Genomic DNA, 18,943 nt, shown 5'->3' with positions numbered 1-18,943 from the left:
GAGACATTTTCATGCGGTTACGCTGAATATCCACTGACATTCTGTTGCGCGAAACGATCCTAAAAAAGCCCCCCCATAGAGCCGCTTTTCCATACAGTGCCGTGGCTTCGGGGCCAAACTGCAAGTCTGCCCATAGTGTTTGGCAATTTTCGGCTGAATAGTCATTTAAGACAGCACGATGGGCATGCCGGGGTCAAAAGTCTTATAGGGCGCTATAAGGTCGTTTCGCTGGATTGCCCAAAAAATTACTATCGAAGGGCTTGAGAGTTATGAATATTTGGCTAAGGGGTGCAAGGTGCGGGGTTTGCCGGTGGTCAAATTAAGGGGGTCAGATCGGCCCCTTCAATGTGACGCGGTGAGGTTGCAATTGGTCAACTGTCTTGCAACCTGATCGCTTGCTGAAAATTGCAACCTCTAAACCCCGCATGGCTGCTAGATCCAAGAGGTTGCAATGTTCATGCTGACCTATGGTCAGCAGGCACCATCCATAGAGCAGGAAGACACAGTTCGTGCCGGGGCTCACACTTTGACGCGCAAGACGCTGGCGACAGTTACCACCGTCTTCATGAGCGCCTGCCTACTCACAGTCTCGCCGGTCAGGAGTCGCCAATTCGCCGCCATAGCGGTTTGGCGGCGCCCTGAAAGCAAGTACACGCGCCACACCTTGGCGCGGCGTTCGGCGCTTTTCGTTGGTGTCATGCGCTTGGACCTGTCTGGCTTCAGAAGGGCATGCCTCTGCAATGCCACCCGAATGACTTCAAACTCTCTTGTCTGAAGCTTCCGGCGCTCGGCCTGCATTGAGTTGGTTTGCAGAACCATCAAATCCAGCCGCTGACCGTCAACCAGCGCCAGCCCTTTTGCACATTGATGCGACAGGCTGCCGCGCTTTATGAGCCATATGTATTGGCGATGGGCGATGGCATGCCATGCTTCGCTGTCGGGTGAATGCTTGAAGGCGCCCCGCCAGCCCCTGAAGTTGGTAATGTGTCCGGGGTTGCGTTTGCATATCCAAAGTAGATCGGCCAAGAACGTGATGAATTCAAGTTGCCCGCCATCGCCTTCATTGGCTGGCCAGCGAACGCACGGCGGCACGTCGCGTTTATCAAGCTCAAGGTGTAGTGCCCATAGCACCAGCGGGTCTGCTGCCGTCTCTACCCTCACCACTAGGGTTTGTGTTGCATCCGTCGCAAGTGTGTCGGTGCGGCGCTTGAAGTCGGCCGTAGCACTGGCGCTGCTGCTGCCCCGTATCGCTTTCAACTGAGGGACTGATAGCACCTTTGGCGCGTCAGGCCCTGCCGGGCTGGCAGGGCCTTCTGTGGCGGCCGTCTTGTCAGGGTGCGCAGACGACAACACGGTCTTCACGCATGGCCGCTCTTGCCGCTCTTGCCGCTCTGGCCTGATCATGCAGGGAGCCACCCTCGGGAAGTTGGCTGCTGTCTTGATAGATCAAACCAGCCTGCTCCTCACCGTGCTCATGGTGAATCAAAATATCTTGCCCTTGATAGCGCAGTAAGTAGGTAGTGGAGCCGATGCCTTCGAGCTGGGAAAGAATTTCCGACTGTTGGAGCGTGTCGGAGAGTTGCTGTTTGTCGATTTGGTGAACTTGCATTTGGGTCTTTTGGTTGTGGTTCGCCTGCTGGCGCTGTTGCAATATGCCGCTCAAATACTCTGGTACTTGAGCGGTACTAGCCGCGTTCGTCCTCTAATACTTCGTCATCTGGGATGAAGGGCGGGTATTGGTAGTCGCCTTCGATTACGTACCCCGGGTCTTCACGTTCTAGCGGCGATTCGGCCGGTACAGCGAAGAAATCGGGGTCAATGATCTTCAGCAGGGCCTCTACCCCCTCCTGGTGCTTTGGGTCGGTCTTTGGGTCATCACGAAGGCCCTGCACACGATCCCGGGCTTGCTGGGTGTATTGCTCAATCCACTTCATATGGTCGCGCTTCACTTTTGTTCGGCTTGTCTCAGTCATGGCCGTGGCCTTCCCAATTTTTGCGCTGCTGACCGTCTGCGGAAGTTACTCGCTCGAAGTCGTCAAAGCTGTGTCGGCGGAAGACTGCGGCTTGATGGCCGTCATTTTCGAGCGTCGCCAAGAACGGCCCAAGACCGTCCACCCCCGTGTAAAACGTGACGCCGCCCATATGTCGAAAGTCGAAATGTTGCGCGGCCTCAAGAAGATTGGCGAGTGCGTTGGCGTCGGTGATGGCCAAATCTGGCTGCTGGACACCAGCGCCAGCACGACTGGTAGAGGGTGCGTTTATGCTCATCTCTGTGCCCTCATTCATTGCTGCTATGAACACGGGATGCAATCCAGGCTTGAACTTCACTTGCTCGCCATGCCACGCAGCGTCGCGATAAAACCAAACTTCTTGGAAAACGTCCCTCACGCTGGAGCGCATAAAGCGTCGTTTTTCCGATCCGGATCCTTGCCATCACCTCAGTGATTCTGAGAAGCGTTTCTGCTTCGTTCATTTTTTCGGGTCCTTTAGTGGTTGCTGAAGTCCCACTGTCGCCGAATAGGTCTTGAACTGCTTGAGAGCGATTGCGGCCGTCTAATCGCTCTTAAACAGCAAAGCCTAGCAGTCGCAATAGACGTTCAGGCCGAGGTAATGGATGAGGCGAACCCTTGAGCAGCGGCTTGATCGTGTGCAGCGTTCTTTTAGATGCGGTCGTGCAAGCAATGTCTTTGTAACTCCACTTATCGTTCTCGGAATCCTCAATGCGACTGTCGGCCTGAAACGATCCGGCACCGAAGTGCTTTTCATACGCCGCGATCACTGAACGTTTCATATCGCCCGTCTTTTCATAGCAATAAAAGTAAGCTTCGAACGTTGCCAACCTTTTCGCGAAGTCCTTGCGCCGTTTCGGCAATCGAAAAGAAAGAGTCGCAGGCAAATCCGGGGCGGGGGTCTGCTCGATCAAGTCGGCCAATCTTGCTTGAAGGGCCGCACTTGCCATCCCTGAACGGAGCAGACGCAAGACTAATTCTCGAACAGCTTCGATTTGGTCTTCTTGATCAGTGGGGAACGGACTGAAGGGTAGGCCGCGCTCAAGACAGGCGATTCCGTATTCCAGACGTATGCCTAGTTCTTCTCCGTCACGCGTATTCAGCACAGGGGCAACACGCCGCTTTGGCTTCTTTTTGTTTTTCATGCTGCCCGCCCGGCAATGGACACGACTTCCGCACCCTGCCGCAGCTTGTCCAAGTAGTCGGCCCAAGTTTGCATCATGGCGCGGCGCTGCTCTATGAACTCCGTCCGGTTGTAGGCCCGGCCTAGGCTGTCCTTGACACTGTGCGCTAGCTGCGCCTCAATCACCGACTCATCCACGCCCAGCCGCTCCACCATCATGGTTCGGGCCGTGGCTCTAAAGCCGTGGCCGGTCACTTCCTCGGCCGCAAAGCCCATCGCCCGTAACGCCGCGTTTACCGTGTTCTCACTCATCGGCCGATCATGATGGCGCTCGCCTCGGAACACATAGGCATTGCGACCGGTCAGCGGCTCCAGTTCGCGAAGAGCCTCTACCGCTTGCGCTGGAAGGGGCACCACGTGAGGCGCACCTTGGAGCTTGCCGGCCTTCTCTCGCTTCATGCGAGCGGCCGGCACCATCCACGTCGCCGCGTCTAGATCGAACTCGGCCCACTGCGCGTGCCGCAACTCTCCAGGGCGCAGCAGCAACATAGGAGCCAACAGCAAGGCGGTACGCACTACGGGCGTTCCCGCATAGCCAGCGCAGGCCCGCAACAGATCGGCCAGCCGCTCGGGCTTGGTGATAGCGGGGAAGTGCTTCACCACCGGGGTCTTCAAGGCGTCCTTCAAATCGCGGGCGGGATCGCTGATGGCCCGGCCGGTGGCCACCGCATAACGGAAGACCTGGGAGCAATTCTCACGGGCTCGATGGGCCGTTTCGATCACCCCCCGCCGTTCGATGCGTCGAAGCATGTCCAGCAATTCAGGAGGCGTCACCTCTGACACTGGCCGTCGCCCGATGTATGGGAACACGTCAGCATCAAACCGGGCGATGATCTTTTCGCCATAGCTGGCCGACCAGTCGTCTCGTTTGACTGCGTACCACTCCCGCGCGATGGCCTCGAAGTTGTTGGCAACTTCACCGGCTCTGGCCGACTTGGCCGCCTTGCGGGCCAAGGACGGATCAGCACCAGCAGCCAAGAGCTTGCGCGTTTCGTCTCGCTTGCTTCGGGCCTCGCCCAAGCTCACGCCGGGATAAGTGCCAAGCGAAAGTAGCTGTTCCCGCCCCTCAAAGCGATAGCGCAAGCGCCACCACTTGCCGCCCTCGGGACGCACCTCCAGGTAGAGCCCCGCAGAATCGGTCAGCTTGCGGGTTTTTTCGCCGGGCTTGACGTTGCGAACTGCCGCATCGGTCAGCTTGCTGGATTTCTTGTTGGGCTTGGCGTTGCTATCTGCTGCGTCGGGAAGTGGCATGACGGGCCTATTTGCGGGTAACAGGCCAACAGGGTAACTCAGCTACCCGTACAGCTACCCGCACTTCAAGCCGGATGCTGCCGCACTTACCCGCACACCGCCGAACAACAAAAAAGCCCTAGAGCGTTGATTCTCAAGGGCTTTTTTACTTCCGCGAACCTCAGCGGACGCTTATTTGGTGGCCTGGGGCGGAATCGAACCACCGACACGCGGATTTTCAATCCGCTGCTCTACCGACTGAGCTACCAGGCCTTATTCTTTTCATCACTTCTTCGTCGCAGCTGCCTGCTTCAAATCAGCGAAGACCGCGACTATAGCATCAAATTCCGCCGCCGCGCTTATTTCGACTCAGATCGACACCCAATTGCTTGAGTTTTCGATACAGATGGGTGCGCTCCAAGCCCGTCTTTTCGGCCACGCGGGTCATCGAGCCGTTCTCTTTCGAGAGGTGGAATTCGAAATAGCTCTTCTCGAAGGCGTCACGCGCCTCGCGCAATGGGCGATCAAGCTCGAAGCTTTGCTCCGAGGCCAGGCCCAGCGCCGGCTGCGCCATTTGCGGCATCAGACCCAGGCTGGGCGCGGTGTACTGGGGCGGCATTTCGCTGCGCATATAGGTTGACACACCGACCGGCGGCGCCGGACGTGGTGCTACCTTGACCAGTGACTGCTCAACCGCACGCAACAGCTTTTGCAAAGTGATGGGCTTTTCAAGGAAGGCAATGGCGCCGAACTTGGTCGCCTCAACCGCCGTATCGATGGTGCCGTGGCCGCTCATCATGATGACGGGCATGGTCAGCAGCCCAGCGCCGCCCCATTCCTTCAACAAGGTGATGCCGTCTACATCGGGCATCCAGATGTCTAGCAACACCAAGTCGGGCCGCATGCGCTCACGCACGGCGCGAGCCTGCGCGGCGTTCTCAGCCATTTCAATGGTGTGCCCCTCATCGCTGAGGATTTCTGACAACAGGGCACGGATGCCCAATTCGTCGTCAACTACAAGAATTGTTGCCATGGAGTCCTAGTTCACGCCGGCTTGTCCGCAGGGCCAGCATCGACCGCTGCAGTTGAAAACTTTGAAAATGATAACGAAACTTGCGCACCCACTACGGCCAAGGCATCATCGCCGGCCACATGAACATTGCTCAGCCGGATACGCGCGCCATGTTCATCGGCGATTTTCTTGACCACCGCCAGACCCAAGCCCGTGCCTTTGGTCTTGGTGGTGACGTAAGGCTCGAAAGCCCTCTTGAGCACTTTCTCGGCGAATCCAGGCCCATTGTCGGTGATGTTTAGGCGCAACACACGCACTTCGCCACTTTCTGTGAAAACTTGCACCGTGCGCACCAGCACCTGCCCGTCCGGGCGCTCCTGGACCGCGTCCAGCGCGTTCTGCACCAGGTTGTGAATGACTTGGCGCAACTGCGTCGCGTCGCCCTTGATGGCGCAGGCGTCCGGGGCCAATTCGGCGCGCAAAAGACCGCTTTCCTGGGCCTCGGCATACAAGGTCAGTACCTCGCTGACCAGTGCATTGAGGTCCAGCACCTTGAGCTGTGCCGAGGGCAGGCGGGCGTAGTCGCGGAACTCGTTGACCAACTGCTTCATCGACTGCACTTGGTTGACGATGGTGGCCACCGACCTGACCAGCATCGCCTGATCAGCGCCCTCGAGCTTGGCTTCGAGCTTGTGTTGCAGGCGTTCGGCCGAGAGCTGGATCGGCGTGAGCGGATTCTTGATCTCATGCGCCAAGCGCCGGGCCACCTCGCTCCAGGCGGCGGAACGCTGAGCAGAGACCACCTCGGTGATGTCATCGAACACCATCAGCCGCGCGTCTTGCGGCAACTTCGCTCCGCGTACCAACAGCGTTAGCACGTCCTGACCCGCTTCGAGCTGCAGCTCAAAAGCATCCTGCCAATGTTCGGTCCCCAAGCCAAGCGAGGCTTCCGCAACGCTCGGGCGCAGCGGCCGGTCCTGCTCGAAGCGCTGCATGATTTCTGCGGCAAAAGGCTGCAGCTGCGGCAACTCGTCAAGCTTGCGGCCGCGCAGATCTTCTGGGGGCAGACGCAAGATGCGCACCGCGCCGGGGTTGACGGTTTCGATGCGTGCCTGGGCATCAAAGACGATCACGCCGGCAGTCAAATTATCCAGAATGGTCTGCAAATGTGTGCGCGCACTCTCCAGTTCGGCCACGCTGCGGCCCACCATGGCGCGAGCATCGGAGAGCTGCGCCGTCATGTCCGCGAACGAGCGCGTGAGGCCGCCGAGCTCATCGCGCGAGGCCAGCATGGGCTTGCGGCTCAAGTCACCTTGCGCCACCTGCCGCACGCCATCGGCCAGCAGCAGCAGCGGCCGCGCTAACTGATTCCCCAAGGTGACCGCCAGCAGCAGCGCCGCGAACACCGCCAGAATCAGCACCAGCGTCAGCGTGCCGATATACATGCGCCGCAAGCCGTCGCGCTCCAGCGCCCGCTGCTGATACTCGCCGCTGGCCGCCTGCACCGCCAGGGCATTGGCGACCACCGAGGCCGGCACGCGCTGGACCACCATCAAAAAGCGCTCTCCGGAGCTGCTGCTGCTGAGGCGATAGTCGGCGTTGGGCATCAGCGCCAGCGCCCGAATACGCGCCTGGCCTTGCATTGCCAAGGTCTCGTCTTCCAGACCTTCGAGCTGGCTCGCCACCTTGGCCACGCGGGCCAGGCGCAGCATGCCTTCCGAGGGCCGCTCCGCCGTCAGCGAGCTGGTGTCGCCACCGGACGACATCAAAATTTGCCCATGCCCGTTGACCAGGTCTACGCTGCGGGCGCCGAGTTGCACGCGCAGGCGCTCCAGCGCCAAGGGCTGCGGCATGCCGCCCGATTCCGACAAGCGCCCAGCCGCGCTCAGGGTCTTGTCCGAGAGGTCGCTGACCAGCCCGTCCAAGGTGGCGCGGCCCAGGTTCAAGCCGGCCTCCAGCGCGCCGGCCAAGCGCACATCGAACCAGCTTTCGATGCTGCGGTTGACGAACTGGTAGGACACGCCGTAAATCATCACGCCCGGCACCACGCCGACCAAGGCGAAGATGCCGGCCAGTTTGAGCAGCAGGCGGCTGCCGAATTTTCCCGAACGCACGCGCAGCACCAGGCGTACTGCGGCCACGCCGATGACCAACACCAGCAAGCTGGCCACGGCCGCATTGAGCCAGAACAGCCAGACGTAGTGGCGCTCGAAAAATCCGCGTTGTGAACTGACGCCAATCAGCAGCAAAAAGGCCAAGACCCCGCAGACACCCGTCACGATCACCGTCGAGATGACCCAGGTTAATCGTGCTCGTCTGCTCAAGGCGCCGCCCGCTTGGCTTGCTCAGCCCTGACCCCGACCGCAAAAATCATGGCACGACGAGGCTGCTGCTGAAGTCGGCCGCCAAGTTCTGCGTGCGCTCGATATTCAAACCCCAGCCTTGGGGCGACCCCAAACCGATCTGCATGGGCTTGGGCAACTGACTGGTATCGAGCCGGTAGCTGAACTCCAGGTAATAGCGCCCGCCGTCTTCCAAATCGCGGTTTTCGGCGATGCGCCAGCCGGCCGCACCGCGCAGCGATGCCAAGGCCTCGGGCAAGCTGGCATAACTTTGACTGAGCCCGCCGGTGCTGACCTTGAATTGCCGCGTCAGCGGCTGCCAGGCCAAACGCCAAGTTCGGCTGGCGCGCGCCGTCCGGGCATCCCGCCAATACCAACGGTTACGCAAAATCTCGGCCTCAGCCACAAAATAGATCGGCACACCCTTCATCAAGGCGTCTTCGGCCGCGCGGGTCAGCTCGAAGCGGGTGCTGAAGCTCAGCTCCAGGCCTTCTTCGGTTCGCTGGGTGCTCAGTTGAACGAGCTCCACCCCTTGTGCCAAAGCGGGCCGGGCCAATAGAGCCAACAGCAACACCAGCCCTGCCGCTGCCAGCCAACGCCAGATGCGGCGCGCCAGCGGGTGGGTGTCCCGGCTGACGTGGCTCAAAAAGGCAGGTGTTGCGGCGGTGACGGCTGGCGAGGTCAAGGTCGGTAGGTACTTTTGCTGCGAAGCGCCTCAGGCAAAAGCCTGCTTGCGCCGCGTCATGAGTTCAGAGCTTCTTGATCAGCAGCGCGTAATAGAAACCATCCAAAACCGATGGCAGACCACCCGCTGCCTCGCCATTGTGAGTGAGCGGGAGCAGATGCCCGCTCATGCCGGCCACATCGATGTGTTTTGCATCACTTTCGCGTTGCAAAAATGCATCGACTTGGTGCTCGCCCTCGGCTTTGAAGATTGAGCAGGTCGCATAGACCAGTCGCCCGCCGGGCTTGAGCGTCGGCCACAAGGCGTCCAGCAATTCGGCCTGGATGGCGGCCAGATTAGCTATATCCGTCGGCCGGCGCAGCCAGCGCACATCCGGATGGCGGCGCACGATGCCGGAGGCGCTGCAGGGCGCGTCCAGCAAGATCGCATCGAAGAGCTGGCCGTCCCACCAAGCCCCGTCGCCATGGCTTTGACGGGCATCGGCTGGCTTTGTTTGAGCCTTCAGCCGCAGGCGTTGCAAATTGTCTTGCACACGGGTCAGGCGCCCGGCATCGCTGTCCAAGGCCAGCAGATCCAAATCGGCCAGCTCCAGCAAATGCGCGGTCTTGCCGCCGGGCGCCGAGCAGGCGTCCAGCACGCGCGCGCCTGGGGCGAGCGCCGGCAGCGATGCAAGCGCGCCCACTGTCAAAGGCGCCGCCAGCTGCGCCGCTGCGTCCTGCACCGACACATCGCCATCCGCAAAACCCGGCAAGGCCGTCACCGGCAGCGCCCGCTCCAAGAGCAAGGCCTGGGGCGCCAGCGGCCCGACCGGCGCCGCCTTGATGCCGGCAGCGGCCAAGCGAGCCAGATAGCTTTCGGTACTGCCGCGCCGCGCATTGACGCGCAAGGTCATCGGCGGATGCTGGTTATTGGCCTGCAGAATCGCCTGCCATTGCTGCGGCCAGTCGGCGCGCACGCGATCAATCCACCATTGCGGGTGGTTATAGGCAGCCGGCTCAGCGGCCTGCGCGGCCAGCACGATGGCGCTGCGCTCGCGCAAAAAGCGCCGCAGCACCGCATTGACGAAGCCGGCACTGGCCGGCGCGCGCTTGCGCACCGCACTGACCGCTTGGTCAACCACCGTGTGATCGTTATAGAGCGGGGCCGCGCCCGGCGCGCAAGGCCACAGCAGCGCCAAGGCACTGACCAGCAAGGCGTCGACCTTGGGCGGCGGGGCTTTGGGCGCCAGCAGCGCACGCGCGGCTTCGGCACTGCCGAGCAAACGCAGCACATAAAAGCTCAGCGCCTGGGTGGCCGGCCGCAGCTCGGCGGGGCATCGGGCCAGAACATCGGTCAGCGAGCGCCCAGAGCGCACGGCCTGCAGGGCATCGGCCACCTGCAGCAGCAAGCGCTGCAGCGGCGGGGAAAGTTGCGGATTGGGTTTCTCAGTCACGCCTTCAGTGTAGGTCAGCCCTGCACGGACGGCAGGCAAGACCCGACCCTGCGCGGGTTTTGGATTGCGGCCACAATCAGGCGCTTCAGCCTAAGCGAGAAGTTTTATGAGCGGCGATTCATCCAAAAAAATAAGCCTAGACGCCCAGCAACTGGCGGCCCTGCCCGCGTCTGAGCGGGTGCGCATGCGTTTGGTCAGCGCCGGCTGCCGCCACCATGCGAATGACAATATCTCGGACTACATCGAAGCCGGCGAGCTGGAGCAGTTGCAGGCCGAGGTGCAGGCGCAGATGCAAGGCGTTTTGCGCGCGCTGGTGATAGATACCGACAGCGACCACAACACGCAAGACACCGCCAAACGCGTGGCCAAGATGTTCATGCAGGAGATCTTCAAAGGCCGTTACCAGCCGATGCCGGCGGTGACCGAGTTCCCGAATGTGACGCGGCTCAATGAGCTGATGATCGTCGGCCCCATCACCGTGCGCAGCGCCTGCTCGCACCATCTTTGCCCCATCATGGGCAAGGTCTGGATCGGCCTGCTGCCTAACGAGCATTCCAATCTGATTGGACTGTCCAAGTACGCGCGGATTTGTGACTGGATCATGAGCCGCCCGCAGATTCAGGAAGAAGCCGTCACCATGCTGGCCAACGAGCTGCAAGAGCGCGTGCAGCCCGACGGCCTGGCCATCGTGATGGAGGCCGACCATTTCTGCATGCATTGGCGCGGCGTCAAGGACAGCGAGTCCAAGATGACCAATAGCGTGATGCGCGGATCCTTTATGAAGGATCCCAATCTGCGCCGCGAATTCCTGTCCTTGATTCGTTAGACATCCACTCGACCATCGCTCGGCCCTCTCAAGGAAACCCCATGCTTGTTCACCTTCTGTACGCCAGCCGCGCCGCCCATGCGATGAGCGGCCAAGACCTCGTCGCCATCCTCAAGCAGTCGCGCGAGCACAATGCCGGCGAAGGCATCACCGGCCTGCTCTGTCATAGCGACGGCGTCTTTATGCAGTTGCTCGAAGGCGGCCGCGACGCCGTCAACGCGCGCTACCAGCGCATCGCCAGCGACCCGCGCCACAAGGATGTGATCCTGCTCAGCTACACCGAAATCGCCGAGCGCGAATTCGCCGGTTGGACCATGGGGCAGGTCAATCTGCACCGCCTCAACCCGGGGCTGGTGCTGAAGTACAGCGCCACCAGCCAGCTCAACCCTTACAGCATGAGCGGGCGCGCGATGCTGTCGCTGTTCCGCGAGTTGGTGAGCTCGGGCGCGATCGAATGCTCTTGAATCCGGCCTGAGCTCGGTCAGCGCCTAACGCGGCCGTCGCCGGTCAGCATTGACAGCTCGACAAAGCTCGACGCGACACGCCGGCCCGGCCCGAAATTGACTGTGAAGCCGCCGGCGTTGTAGTTGCTCAGGCTTTCCAGTCCTGCGATCAAACCTTCACGCGTCAAGCTCTTGGCGCGGCGCAGCCCTTCGGTGAAAACCTTGGCGGCCAAAAATCCCTCCATGCCGGTGTAATTCGGGCGCAGCTCGCCGCCCGCTTTTTGCACCGCTGCTTGGTAGTCGGCCACCACACCATGGGCGACGCCAAAGGGATAGGGCATCACTTGGCTGACCACCACGCCCAGCGCTTCCTTGCCCAGCTCATCGGACAGCGCCTGGGTGCCCACAAATGAAACGTTGTAAAACACGCCGCCATAGCCGGCCTTGCGCGCTTCGCGGATAAAGGCCGCACAGCTCTTGTAGGCGCTGACCATCACGATGGCCTCGGGGCGGCCCGGCACTAACTCACTCACCGCGCGTGCCACGTCGACCGTATTGCGCTCGACCGTGGCGGTGGCAACGGTTGCGAGTGACTGGCTCGTCAGGGCGCGGTTGACGCCGGCCAAACCGGCCTTGCCATAGGCGTCATTTTGGTAAAAGACCGAGATCTTCTTCAACCCCAGATTGGTCATCTGATTGACGATGAGCGCGGTCTCGTCGTAATAGGACGCACGCAGATGAAAGACCCAGCGGCTCACGGGCGCACGCAGCGCCTCGGCGCCGGTAAAGGGGCCGAACAGTGGAATGTGATGCTGGTTGATCAGCGGCAGCGCCGCCAGCGAAGTCGGCGTGCCGACATAGCCGAACAGGGCCAGTACATCGTCTTCGATGAATTTGGCCGTGTTGGCCTCGCAGCGCTGGGGCTCGTAGCCGTCATCCAGCGTTTGCAGCTCGATCAGGCTGCCGGCCACGCCACCGCTGGCATTGACCGCGTCGAAGTAGAGCTTGGCGCCGGCCCGCATCTGCAGGCCCAATTGCGCTGCAGGCCCGGTCAAAGGCGCGGACTGGCCCAGCACGATGCGCTTGCGCCCGCCGGCCTGTGCACGCGCCCCGGCAGGCAGAGACAGCGCAGCCATCGCGCCCAAGACATGTCGACGAAGCAAGATCGGTCTCCTGTATATCCAGCAGTCCTCTAGCATCGTCGTCAAACGCAGCCAAGCGCGCAGACCGGCGCCGGCTCAGCCTTCAAGAGCGTGAATTTTTCTCACGCCAGGCCCGATCAGGGGTAGTCACTTCACAGCGAGCGAGCTTCACGAAAGCCATACATGCTGGCCAGGATGCGCGTCGGGAACTGGGTGATCGCTTCATTGAACTGACCCACCGCTTGATTGAAGAGCTGGCGCGCAAAGGAGCGCTGGCGCTCCACCATTTTCAGTTCATCGACCAAGGCATACAAATCGGCATGCTCGCGCAGCTCCGCATGGTGCTCCAACATCGACATCAGCCGGGTCAAGGCTGCCGCGTGCACGGCGCTCGCCACCCCCAGCATGCCGACCGGTTCGGCCATATAGGGCCTGGGCCGCGCGGCCTGCGCCGCTGCGCTCACTTCGGCCTGCGCCTGCTCCAAGGCTTCAAAGGTAGCGCGCTCATTGCTAAGCAAGGGCTGCAACAAGACCAGCAGCTTGCTGCACAGCTGCGCTCGCGTCGTCAGATGCTCATCGAGCTGCACAAACGCGGCGGCAATGGCATTGCGCAGCCGCATCAAGCGGTTGTATGCGCCAATGCCCCAGAACAGCAGCAACGCCGCCACCGTCCACAGCGCCCAATTCAAGTTGCTCATGACGCCGTCTCGCTGAACTCCTGAAACCCCCGCGCGCGCAACTCACAGGCCGGGCAGCTGCCGCAGCCATAGCCCCAGGCGTGGCGCTGCGTGCGCTCACCCAGATAGCAGGTGTGGGTATGCTCGATGATCAGCTCGTTCAAGGCCGCGCCGCCCAGGCTTTCGGTCAGCGCCCAGGTCTGCGCCTTGGTGATGAACATCAGCGGGGTTTCCACCGTCATCGGCGCATCCAGCCCCAAGCTCAGCGCCACTTGCAGCGCCTTGAGCGTGTTGTCGCGGCAATCCGGGTAGCCCGAAAAATCGGTCTCGCACATGCCGCCCACCAGCACCGAGGCCCCGCGCCGGTAGGCCAAAGTGGCAGCGAACGTCAAAAATAACAGGTTACGCCCCGGCACAAAGGTATTGGGCAGACCATTCGCTAGCATCTCGATGGCGCGGTGCTCGGTCAGCGCAGTGCTCGATATCTGGCCAAGCAGGGCGAGATCCAACAGATGATCTTCGCCCAACTTGGGCGCCCAAGCCGGGAAGCGCGCGATCAGCTCGGCGCGCACGGTTTGCCGGCAATCCAGCTCGACGCGGTGGCGTTGGCCGTAATCAAAACCTATGGTTTCGACCTCGGCGTAACGTTCCAGCGCCCAGGCCAGGCAGGCGGTCGAGTCCTGGCCGCCGGAAAACAGCACCAGGGCTTTGCGGGCGGAGTTGGCTTGTGGTGTTTCGCTCATGCCGCCAGTGTGCCAGAGCGCCCGACCAAGCCGCTGCCATGCTATGTTCGCGCCTGCAACTCATGGAGCCCGCGCATGGCAACACGCTTTCTCGTTCTGCTGCCTCTGTTGTTCACACAAGCCGGCCTCGCTGCCGCCCAGAGCAGCAAGATCAGTCAGGTCCTGGTCTACCCGGGTGGCGCCACAGTGGAGCGGGTCGCCAAAGTCGCGGCCGGCGCCCAAACGCTCAAACTCAGCTGCCTGCCGGCCCGCTTCGACCTCGATTCGCTGCAGCTGCAAGGCGATACAGGCATACAAATCGGTGATGTCAGCGTGCAGACCGTGGCGCGCGAGCAAGCGCCCGAATGCGCGGCCAGCCCGCTCGACGCCAGCATCCGCGAGTTGGAAGACAAGCAGGCCGGCCTGAAGGCCGAGATCGATGCGCAAGAGCTGGTGCTTGGCTTTCTGAAAAACTTCGGCACGGGCACCGGCGCGAGCAATCAAGCCACCATCGGCAGCACCGCCGAGTCCTTGCGCCGTAGCGGCCTGGAGGCGATGCAGCGCCAGCACCAGCTCTTGCGCAAAAAGCAGATGATCGAACAAGACCTGAGCCCGCTGCTGGCCGAGCGCGATCGCTTGATCAAGGCCAACCCGCAGGTGCGCAGTTTGCAGATCCGCCTGGCTGCCGCGCAGTCAGGCGAACTGCGGCTGAGCTACCGTCTCAGCCAAGCAGGCTGGACGCCGGTCTACCGCGCCTATCTCGACACGGCCAAGGCACAACTGCGCCTGGAGCGCCAGGCCCAAGTGGCACAAAACAGTGGCGAGGACTGGAGCGGCGTGAAGCTGCGTCTGTCGACCGTGCAGCCGCGCCAAAACACCGGCATCGCGCCGCCCTATCCTTGGACGCTGGACATCCTGCCCCCAATTCAGGTGCAACAAGAAATGCAATATGCGCGTGCGGCGCCCGCAGCCGCCCCGCCTCCCGCATTCATGCCCCCACCCGAATTCAAGGCCGCCGCCCCTGAGCCACGTTTTGACGTCAGCGTCTTCCAGGGCGAGTTCGCCGCCGAGTTTGGCGTGCCCGGTCTAGTCAATGTGGCCAGCGATGGCCAACGCGTGGGCTACACGCTGGGCAGCGAGCTGCTGGATGCACGCGTATTGCGGCGCGTGCAGCCGCAGCAAGAGGCGCAAGCCTTTTTGATGGCCGAGCTGGCTCGGCCGGCCGGCTCCTGGCCAAGCGGCGCGCTGCAACTGTTTCGAGATGGCGATTTCGTCGGCAACAGCCATTTGAATCTGGCCAGCGAGGAGCGGCTGGAGCTGTTCTTTGGCCGCGACGAGATGCTGCGGGTGAAGGTCGAACCCGAGCAGCGCGGCGGCGCCAACGCCGGCTTCATCGGCGCACGCGCCGAGCAGAAAATCGGCCGCGCCTTTGTGCTGGAAAACCTGCACAAAAAGCCGGTGCAGTTGCAAGTGCTGGAGGCCTCGCCGGTCGGGCGGCATGAAGACATCCGCGTGCAAACCGTCTTCAATCCCAAACCCAGCCTTGAGGCCTGGAAGAAGCAGCCCGGCGTGGTGGCCTGGGAGCTGCCGCTGGAAGCCGGCAAGACGCTGCGCATCACGGCGGACTATCTGATCACTTACCCCAAGGATGCACGGATCAGCGGGATGCGCTGAAGCCAAGCCTGACTTGTTCCCCGGACGCTTCACATCCGGGGAGGCTTGAGCACATCAAGGTCTGCCGCGTTTCAGGGCGTTTTCAACTCGAAGCTGGTATCTTCAAGTTTTTCGCTGAAGCTCACATAACTGCCAAGGCTGCTGTCGGCGTTCAACTGATGGCATTGGCTGCCAGTGCGTGTGAAGCCGGTGGCCACGACCTTGGCACTGCGTTCCAGGCAAAGTAGCACCCGCGCACCATCTTGCTTGACCGCCCAGGTATCCACGTAATTGGCCTCGGCGCCGCTACCGGCCTTGCAGCTGAGGTATTCAATGCCGCTGCCGTTGGAGCCGGTGTCGCCGACCTTGGCCGTCTTGGACAGGCTACCCTTGGTCACCGACGCTTCGCAGCTGTCATCGGCCAAAGACGCCTGCCCCTCGGACTGAACCGTGCCCGCGTCAAAGAAAGACTCATAGGTCGAGCTGTGCGATGTGCCGAGAAAGTTCAGCGTCATGCTTTGGCTCATGTGACTGGACAGCCTGCCCGACACAGGGTGTGTGCCCATGCCGGTCATTGGCGAGGTCGTCAGCACCATCGACACCGGCGTGCCGGCCGGCAGGCCTCCACCCGACACGGTGCCGCTGAGGCTCCAGGTATTTGCTTTGGTGTAGTACTGTGTCATCGCCGCTTGCAGGTCGTAGGTCGTCGGCTTGACCGGCTCCGGCGGGGCGTCACTGCCACCGCCACCGCAGGCTTGCAGGGCCAAAACGATTGCGGCCAAGGAGGCCGCAGCGACGAGCCGCGCGCTCGATTTCAGTTGTTCGGACATGAGTTTCCCTCGAACTATCGATGAATATGTGTTGGATGATGATTGGCAGAGCTTCGCTTCTTGCTGAGCGCTTTGCGCATCGCCGGGGCTTGGAAGCCTCACCGGAAGCCTGCGAAGGCTTTGAGCCGGCGCCATTCTATGAAGCCCCTGGTGCTTGGGCTATCCTCACTTGGGGGGACAAGCCACTGATGGCCCGTCGCCCAAAACTTCTTGGCGGCGCCTGCGGTTTGCTGCCAGTGAGCGTTGTTTGATCCAGCAAAACAGTTAGAAAAACAAGGACTCTCAGATGTGCACCGTGATCGCCATTGGGCCGCGCGCCAGCGTTGATGGCTCGACCCTGCTCAGCCATTCCGACAGCGGCCAGGACTCGCGCGTGCGCAAAGTGGCCGCCCAGGATCACCCGCCCGGCGCGATGGCGCCGGTGCATTGGGGCCTGCAAAACATCGTCAAGCCCGAGCTCGACTATTTCGGCGAAGTGATAGGCGAGATCGCCCAAGTACCGCACACCTACGCCTACTTCCACTCGGCCTATTCGCACCTCAACGAGCATCAGCTCGCCATCGCCGAAAGCACCACCTCGCAGCGCCCCGAGCTGAAATGCGCGCGCGGCGAAGGCGAGCAGATCATGACGGTAGAGCAGGCGATGGTGTTCGCCCTGCAGCGCTGCCGACGCGCTCGCGAGGCGGTCTTGGCTGTCGGCGAGCTGATGGAGTGCCATGGTTTTCTGAGCAGTTGCGGCGACGGCAGCGAGTTGCTCTGCATCGCCGACCCGGACGAGATCTGGGTGCTGGAGATCGTCGGCGTCGGCCAGGGCTGGCGCGCCGGCAGCGGCGCACCAGGCGCTATCTGGGCGGCCCGCCGCATGGACGCTGACCATGCGTTGGTGGTCGCCAACTGGAGCATCTTGCGCGAGCTGGATCTGGCCGACAGCGAGCGATTCTTGGCCTGCGCTCATGTGCAGAGTTATGCGATCGAGCGCGGCTGGTACCGACCCGAAGCCGGCCGACCTTTTGATTGGCAGCAGGCCTATATCCCGCTGCCGCATGAATGGGCGACGTCCAGGCTGTGGTTGTTTTATGCCGATGTGGCGCCGACGCTGCGACCCTGGCCGGCGCGCCGGCTGGACACTGACCGTTATGCGACGCTCGATGCCTACCACCAGGTCGTGGAACCGCTGGACATCTACCCCTTCTCGGTCGCACCCGAACGCAAGCTCGGCCTGGACGATGTGATGGCGTTTCACCGCTCGACCTTTGAAGGCACGATCTACGACATCACCGAGCAGCCGCAATGGCAGGTCGCCGACGCGAGCGGGCATGTGTCCAAAAGCGCGCTGGCCACACCCTTTCCTAACCCAGATCTTCGCCGGCTGCTGCGCCTGACGCATCGCCGCCCGGTGGCCCGGCATTTCGGTCACCTCAGCATGATTTGCCAGCTGCGCCGGGGCCTGCCCGCTGACATCGCCGGCGTCTATTGGCTGGCGCTCGACAACCCCCATGTCAGCAGCTGGATCCCCATGCATGTGGGCATAGACGCGTTACATCCCTGCTTCAGCGATTACGACCCCGAGCAGTTCAGCGCGACGTCGGCGCGCTGGTGCATAGACTTCGTTGACAACCTGATGCAGCTGGCCTACCAAAAAGCGCTGCCGTTTCTGCTGGAGCGGCGCGCCGGCTTCGAGGCTGAGCTGATGGCAGGCTGGCAGGCGCTGGACTTGCGCTTGCAGAATGAACCCAGCGAAACACAGCGGCGCGCCTTGGCTACCGCCTTCGCCCAGGCCAGCATGGCCAGCGTGCCGGTCTTCTACACCGCGCTGCGCGACCTGTTGATCACACAGCTAACGCACAAACGGCAGGGCTGAAGCCGGCCGGCGGCAAGCCACATTAGGTCTAGAAAAGCGACGCTCCTTCAGGGCCTGAAAAACCGTGATGCCAATCACGGACGGCGCTGATTTGACCACTTGATCCCCCGGGTTCGCGGGGTCACGCGAACCCTGCTTCAACCCTATATTTCAAGTGCCGTCACGTCTCGGTGCTTGGGTAGATAGATCGCATCGATTCCTCTCCGGCACCGCGTTTACTGAAGCCTTTGGAGCCCCGCCATGAACAGCTTGATTTACGCACCGATGGTCAGCCCTGCAGATGGCACGCCGCATCCACAAAGCGGTGAAACCCCCGCCTGGACATTGCCCATACTGGCGGCCGGACAAACTGTCTGCTCGGGCAATTGCGATCAAGGTCGGCGCTGCAATTGCACGCTGAGTTCGAACATCTATTGCGAGAACGCAAGAGCGGAGAGCCTTGCAGACCAGCAGGAACAGCAAGGCGCCGCGCTGCTGATACAGATGTTCCAGCTCCTGTGCGGCATCATGCTTATGTGTTCGCTGGCCTGGCTTGTCGCCTAGTAGATGTTCCGCGTTCAAGGCCTGAGCTTGCCCGGCGCCGAGCAGGCCTCGATCGCTTAGAAAGCACCGCCCAGCCGCGCCGGAAGCTTGGCTGAGGTCCGCCCATAGGCCCGCTCCACGCCGAGGCGAGCCCTGTGCACGGAGGCATCGTTGCCCCCTTGCACAAGCAGCTCCAGATAGCGCTGTACGGCATCAAGTGGGTGATTCTTAGGCATCTGCGGCGGCCGCGCCGAAGCGGCCGAGGCCAGCGCAGCGGCAGCCAAGGTCTAAGTTATGCACTTGACAATGCTTTCGCCAGCAATGGGGTGCGGAATGGCCAAGCTCGGTGGCCTCGGTGGCACCGCTCGCGCCCA

The 18,943-nt window shown here is 61.8% G+C and carries 21 protein-coding genes and 1 tRNA gene; 5 read left to right on the top strand and 17 right to left on the bottom strand.

The genetic code is table 11. The features are described from left to right. Window positions 1-519 precede the first annotated feature (519 nt). The 12 genes from LNV08_RS06565 to rsmB form a co-directional block, all read right to left on the bottom strand. A complete protein-coding gene (locus LNV08_RS06565; protein WP_263532865.1) occupies window positions 520-1,362 on the bottom strand; it encodes a hypothetical protein in 843 nt (280 codons plus the stop codon). After that, a complete protein-coding gene (locus LNV08_RS06560) occupies window positions 1,331-1,609 on the bottom strand; it encodes a hypothetical protein (protein WP_263532864.1) in 279 nt (92 codons plus the stop codon). The genes LNV08_RS06565 and LNV08_RS06560 overlap by 32 nt, the downstream gene beginning before the upstream one ends. Window positions 1,610-1,685: 76 nt before the next feature. Continuing rightward, window positions 1,686-1,973 carry a hypothetical protein gene (locus LNV08_RS06555; protein WP_263532863.1) on the bottom strand — a complete coding sequence of 96 codons (288 nt, stop codon included), beginning with the start codon at window positions 1,971-1,973 and terminating at the stop codon, window positions 1,686-1,688. Next, window positions 1,966-2,268 (bottom strand): hypothetical protein, encoded by a 303-nt coding sequence (locus tag LNV08_RS06550; protein WP_414858688.1) that lies wholly within the window; start codon window positions 2,266-2,268, stop codon window positions 1,966-1,968. The genes LNV08_RS06555 and LNV08_RS06550 overlap by 8 nt, the downstream gene beginning before the upstream one ends. Before the next feature lie 10 nt (window positions 2,269-2,278). Further along, a complete protein-coding gene (locus LNV08_RS23130; protein ID WP_414858694.1) occupies window positions 2,279-2,434 on the bottom strand; it encodes a helix-turn-helix transcriptional regulator in 156 nt (51 codons plus the stop codon). 129 nt (window positions 2,435-2,563) lie between these two features. Next, window positions 2,564-3,154, bottom strand: a complete 591-nt coding sequence (locus LNV08_RS06545; RefSeq protein WP_263532861.1) for a hypothetical protein — start codon at window positions 3,152-3,154, stop codon at window positions 2,564-2,566. Next, the gene (locus LNV08_RS06540) at window positions 3,151-4,443 is read right to left on the bottom strand and encodes a tyrosine-type recombinase/integrase (protein WP_263532860.1); all 1,293 of its coding nucleotides are present in this window, start codon (window positions 4,441-4,443) and stop codon (window positions 3,151-3,153) included. Before LNV08_RS06540 ends, LNV08_RS06545 begins: the two co-directional genes overlap by 4 nt. Before the next feature lie 176 nt (window positions 4,444-4,619). Next, window positions 4,620-4,695 (bottom strand) — tRNA-Phe (locus LNV08_RS06535). A 67-nt stretch (window positions 4,696-4,762) separates the two neighbouring features. Then, a complete protein-coding gene (locus LNV08_RS06530) occupies window positions 4,763-5,455 on the bottom strand; it encodes a response regulator (protein WP_263532859.1) in 693 nt (230 codons plus the stop codon). 11 nt (window positions 5,456-5,466) lie between these two features. Then, window positions 5,467-7,758: a sensor histidine kinase gene (locus LNV08_RS06525; protein WP_263532858.1), complete on the bottom strand. Its 2,292-nt coding sequence runs from the start codon at window positions 7,756-7,758 to the stop codon at window positions 5,467-5,469. Between the two features lie 46 nt (window positions 7,759-7,804). Beyond that, complete coding sequence (locus LNV08_RS06520; RefSeq protein ID WP_263532857.1) at window positions 7,805-8,461, bottom strand: DUF4390 domain-containing protein; 657 nt, start codon at window positions 8,459-8,461, stop codon at window positions 7,805-7,807. 64 nt (window positions 8,462-8,525) lie between these two features. Next, window positions 8,526-9,893 carry a 16S rRNA (cytosine(967)-C(5))-methyltransferase RsmB gene (rsmB, locus tag LNV08_RS06515; protein ID WP_263532856.1) on the bottom strand — a complete coding sequence of 456 codons (1,368 nt, stop codon included), beginning with the start codon at window positions 9,891-9,893 and terminating at the stop codon, window positions 8,526-8,528. A 184-nt stretch (window positions 9,894-10,077) separates the two neighbouring features. Here rsmB and folE point away from each other — a divergent pair, with 184 nt between their 5' ends. Together folE and LNV08_RS06505 are read left to right on the top strand one after the other, a co-directional pair. Further along, entirely contained in the window at window positions 10,078-10,719 is a 642-nt protein-coding gene (folE, locus tag LNV08_RS06510) for a GTP cyclohydrolase I (RefSeq protein ID WP_263532970.1), read from the top strand. A 41-nt stretch (window positions 10,720-10,760) separates the two neighbouring features. After that, window positions 10,761-11,183 (top strand): BLUF domain-containing protein, encoded by a 423-nt coding sequence (locus LNV08_RS06505; RefSeq protein ID WP_263532855.1) that lies wholly within the window; start codon window positions 10,761-10,763, stop codon window positions 11,181-11,183. Window positions 11,184-11,200: 17 nt separating this feature from the next. Here LNV08_RS06505 and LNV08_RS06500 read toward each other — a convergent pair whose 3' ends face one another. The 3 genes from LNV08_RS06500 to queC form a co-directional block, all read right to left on the bottom strand. Continuing rightward, the gene (locus LNV08_RS06500) at window positions 11,201-12,361 is read right to left on the bottom strand and encodes an ABC transporter substrate-binding protein (protein WP_414858693.1); all 1,161 of its coding nucleotides are present in this window, start codon (window positions 12,359-12,361) and stop codon (window positions 11,201-11,203) included. Between the two features lie 95 nt (window positions 12,362-12,456). Continuing rightward, window positions 12,457-13,002 (bottom strand): LemA family protein, encoded by a 546-nt coding sequence (locus LNV08_RS06495; RefSeq protein WP_263532854.1) that lies wholly within the window; start codon window positions 13,000-13,002, stop codon window positions 12,457-12,459. Next, window positions 12,999-13,724, bottom strand: a complete 726-nt coding sequence (gene queC / locus LNV08_RS06490; protein ID WP_263532853.1) for a 7-cyano-7-deazaguanine synthase QueC — start codon at window positions 13,722-13,724, stop codon at window positions 12,999-13,001. The genes LNV08_RS06495 and queC overlap by 4 nt, the downstream gene beginning before the upstream one ends. 75 nt (window positions 13,725-13,799) lie before the next feature. Here queC and LNV08_RS06485 point away from each other — a divergent pair, with 75 nt between their 5' ends. Then, window positions 13,800-15,377, top strand: coding sequence for a DUF4139 domain-containing protein (locus LNV08_RS06485; protein ID WP_263532852.1), 1,578 nt, complete (start codon window positions 13,800-13,802; stop codon window positions 15,375-15,377). A gap of 71 nt (window positions 15,378-15,448) precedes the next feature. Here LNV08_RS06485 and LNV08_RS06480 read toward each other — a convergent pair whose 3' ends face one another. Further along, window positions 15,449-16,186 (bottom strand): hypothetical protein, encoded by a 738-nt coding sequence (locus LNV08_RS06480; protein WP_263532851.1) that lies wholly within the window; start codon window positions 16,184-16,186, stop codon window positions 15,449-15,451. A 286-nt stretch (window positions 16,187-16,472) separates the two neighbouring features. Here LNV08_RS06480 and LNV08_RS06475 point away from each other — a divergent pair, with 286 nt between their 5' ends. Next, a complete protein-coding gene (locus LNV08_RS06475; protein WP_263532850.1) occupies window positions 16,473-18,047 on the top strand; it encodes a dipeptidase in 1,575 nt (524 codons plus the stop codon). Between the two features lie 240 nt (window positions 18,048-18,287). Beyond that, on the top strand, window positions 18,288-18,590 hold the full coding sequence (locus tag LNV08_RS06470; RefSeq protein ID WP_263532849.1) for a hypothetical protein: 303 nt from the start codon (window positions 18,288-18,290) through the stop codon (window positions 18,588-18,590). Window positions 18,591-18,646: 56 nt separating this feature from the next. Here the strand turns inward: LNV08_RS06470 and LNV08_RS06465 are convergent, their stop codons facing one another. Beyond that, entirely contained in the window at window positions 18,647-18,853 is a 207-nt protein-coding gene (locus LNV08_RS06465) for a hypothetical protein (RefSeq protein ID WP_263532848.1), read from the bottom strand. Between the last annotated feature and the right edge of the window lie 90 nt (window positions 18,854-18,943).

Source organism: Paucibacter sp. TC2R-5 (assembly GCF_025717605.1).
GTDB classification, from domain to species: domain Bacteria; phylum Pseudomonadota; class Gammaproteobacteria; order Burkholderiales; family Burkholderiaceae_C; genus Paucibacter_A; species Paucibacter_A albus.
This window is presented reverse-complemented; position numbering and strand designations above follow the sequence as displayed.

What these genes read in the sequence shown, in the direction of transcription:
- folE (WP_263532970.1), top strand. Translation starts at nt 10,078, where the DNA reads ATGCGTTTGGTCAGCGCCGGCTGCCGCCACCATGCGAATGACAATATC.
- LNV08_RS06475 (WP_263532850.1), top strand. Translation starts at nt 16,473, where the DNA reads ATGTGCACCGTGATCGCCATTGGGCCGCGCGCCAGCGTTGATGGCTCG.
- LNV08_RS06500 (WP_414858693.1), bottom strand. Translation starts at nt 12,361, where the DNA reads ATGCTAGAGGACTGCTGGATATACAGGAGACCGATCTTGCTTCGTCGA.
- queC (WP_263532853.1), bottom strand. Translation starts at nt 13,724, where the DNA reads ATGAGCGAAACACCACAAGCCAACTCCGCCCGCAAAGCCCTGGTGCTG.
- LNV08_RS06495 (WP_263532854.1), bottom strand. Translation starts at nt 13,002, where the DNA reads ATGAGCAACTTGAATTGGGCGCTGTGGACGGTGGCGGCGTTGCTGCTG.
- LNV08_RS06530 (WP_263532859.1), bottom strand. Translation starts at nt 5,455, where the DNA reads ATGGCAACAATTCTTGTAGTTGACGACGAATTGGGCATCCGTGCCCTG.
- LNV08_RS06485 (WP_263532852.1), top strand. Translation starts at nt 13,800, where the DNA reads ATGGCAACACGCTTTCTCGTTCTGCTGCCTCTGTTGTTCACACAAGCC.
- LNV08_RS06540 (WP_263532860.1), bottom strand. Translation starts at nt 4,443, where the DNA reads ATGCCACTTCCCGACGCAGCAGATAGCAACGCCAAGCCCAACAAGAAA.
- LNV08_RS06560 (WP_263532864.1), bottom strand. Translation starts at nt 1,609, where the DNA reads ATGCAAGTTCACCAAATCGACAAACAGCAACTCTCCGACACGCTCCAA.
- LNV08_RS06545 (WP_263532861.1), bottom strand. Translation starts at nt 3,154, where the DNA reads ATGAAAAACAAAAAGAAGCCAAAGCGGCGTGTTGCCCCTGTGCTGAAT.
- LNV08_RS06470 (WP_263532849.1), top strand. Translation starts at nt 18,288, where the DNA reads ATGAACAGCTTGATTTACGCACCGATGGTCAGCCCTGCAGATGGCACG.
- LNV08_RS06550 (WP_414858688.1), bottom strand. Translation starts at nt 2,268, where the DNA reads ATGAGCATAAACGCACCCTCTACCAGTCGTGCTGGCGCTGGTGTCCAG.
- LNV08_RS06555 (WP_263532863.1), bottom strand. Translation starts at nt 1,973, where the DNA reads ATGACTGAGACAAGCCGAACAAAAGTGAAGCGCGACCATATGAAGTGG.
- LNV08_RS06505 (WP_263532855.1), top strand. Translation starts at nt 10,761, where the DNA reads ATGCTTGTTCACCTTCTGTACGCCAGCCGCGCCGCCCATGCGATGAGC.
- LNV08_RS06480 (WP_263532851.1), bottom strand. Translation starts at nt 16,186, where the DNA reads ATGTCCGAACAACTGAAATCGAGCGCGCGGCTCGTCGCTGCGGCCTCC.
- LNV08_RS23130 (WP_414858694.1), bottom strand. Translation starts at nt 2,434, where the DNA reads ATGGCAAGGATCCGGATCGGAAAAACGACGCTTTATGCGCTCCAGCGT.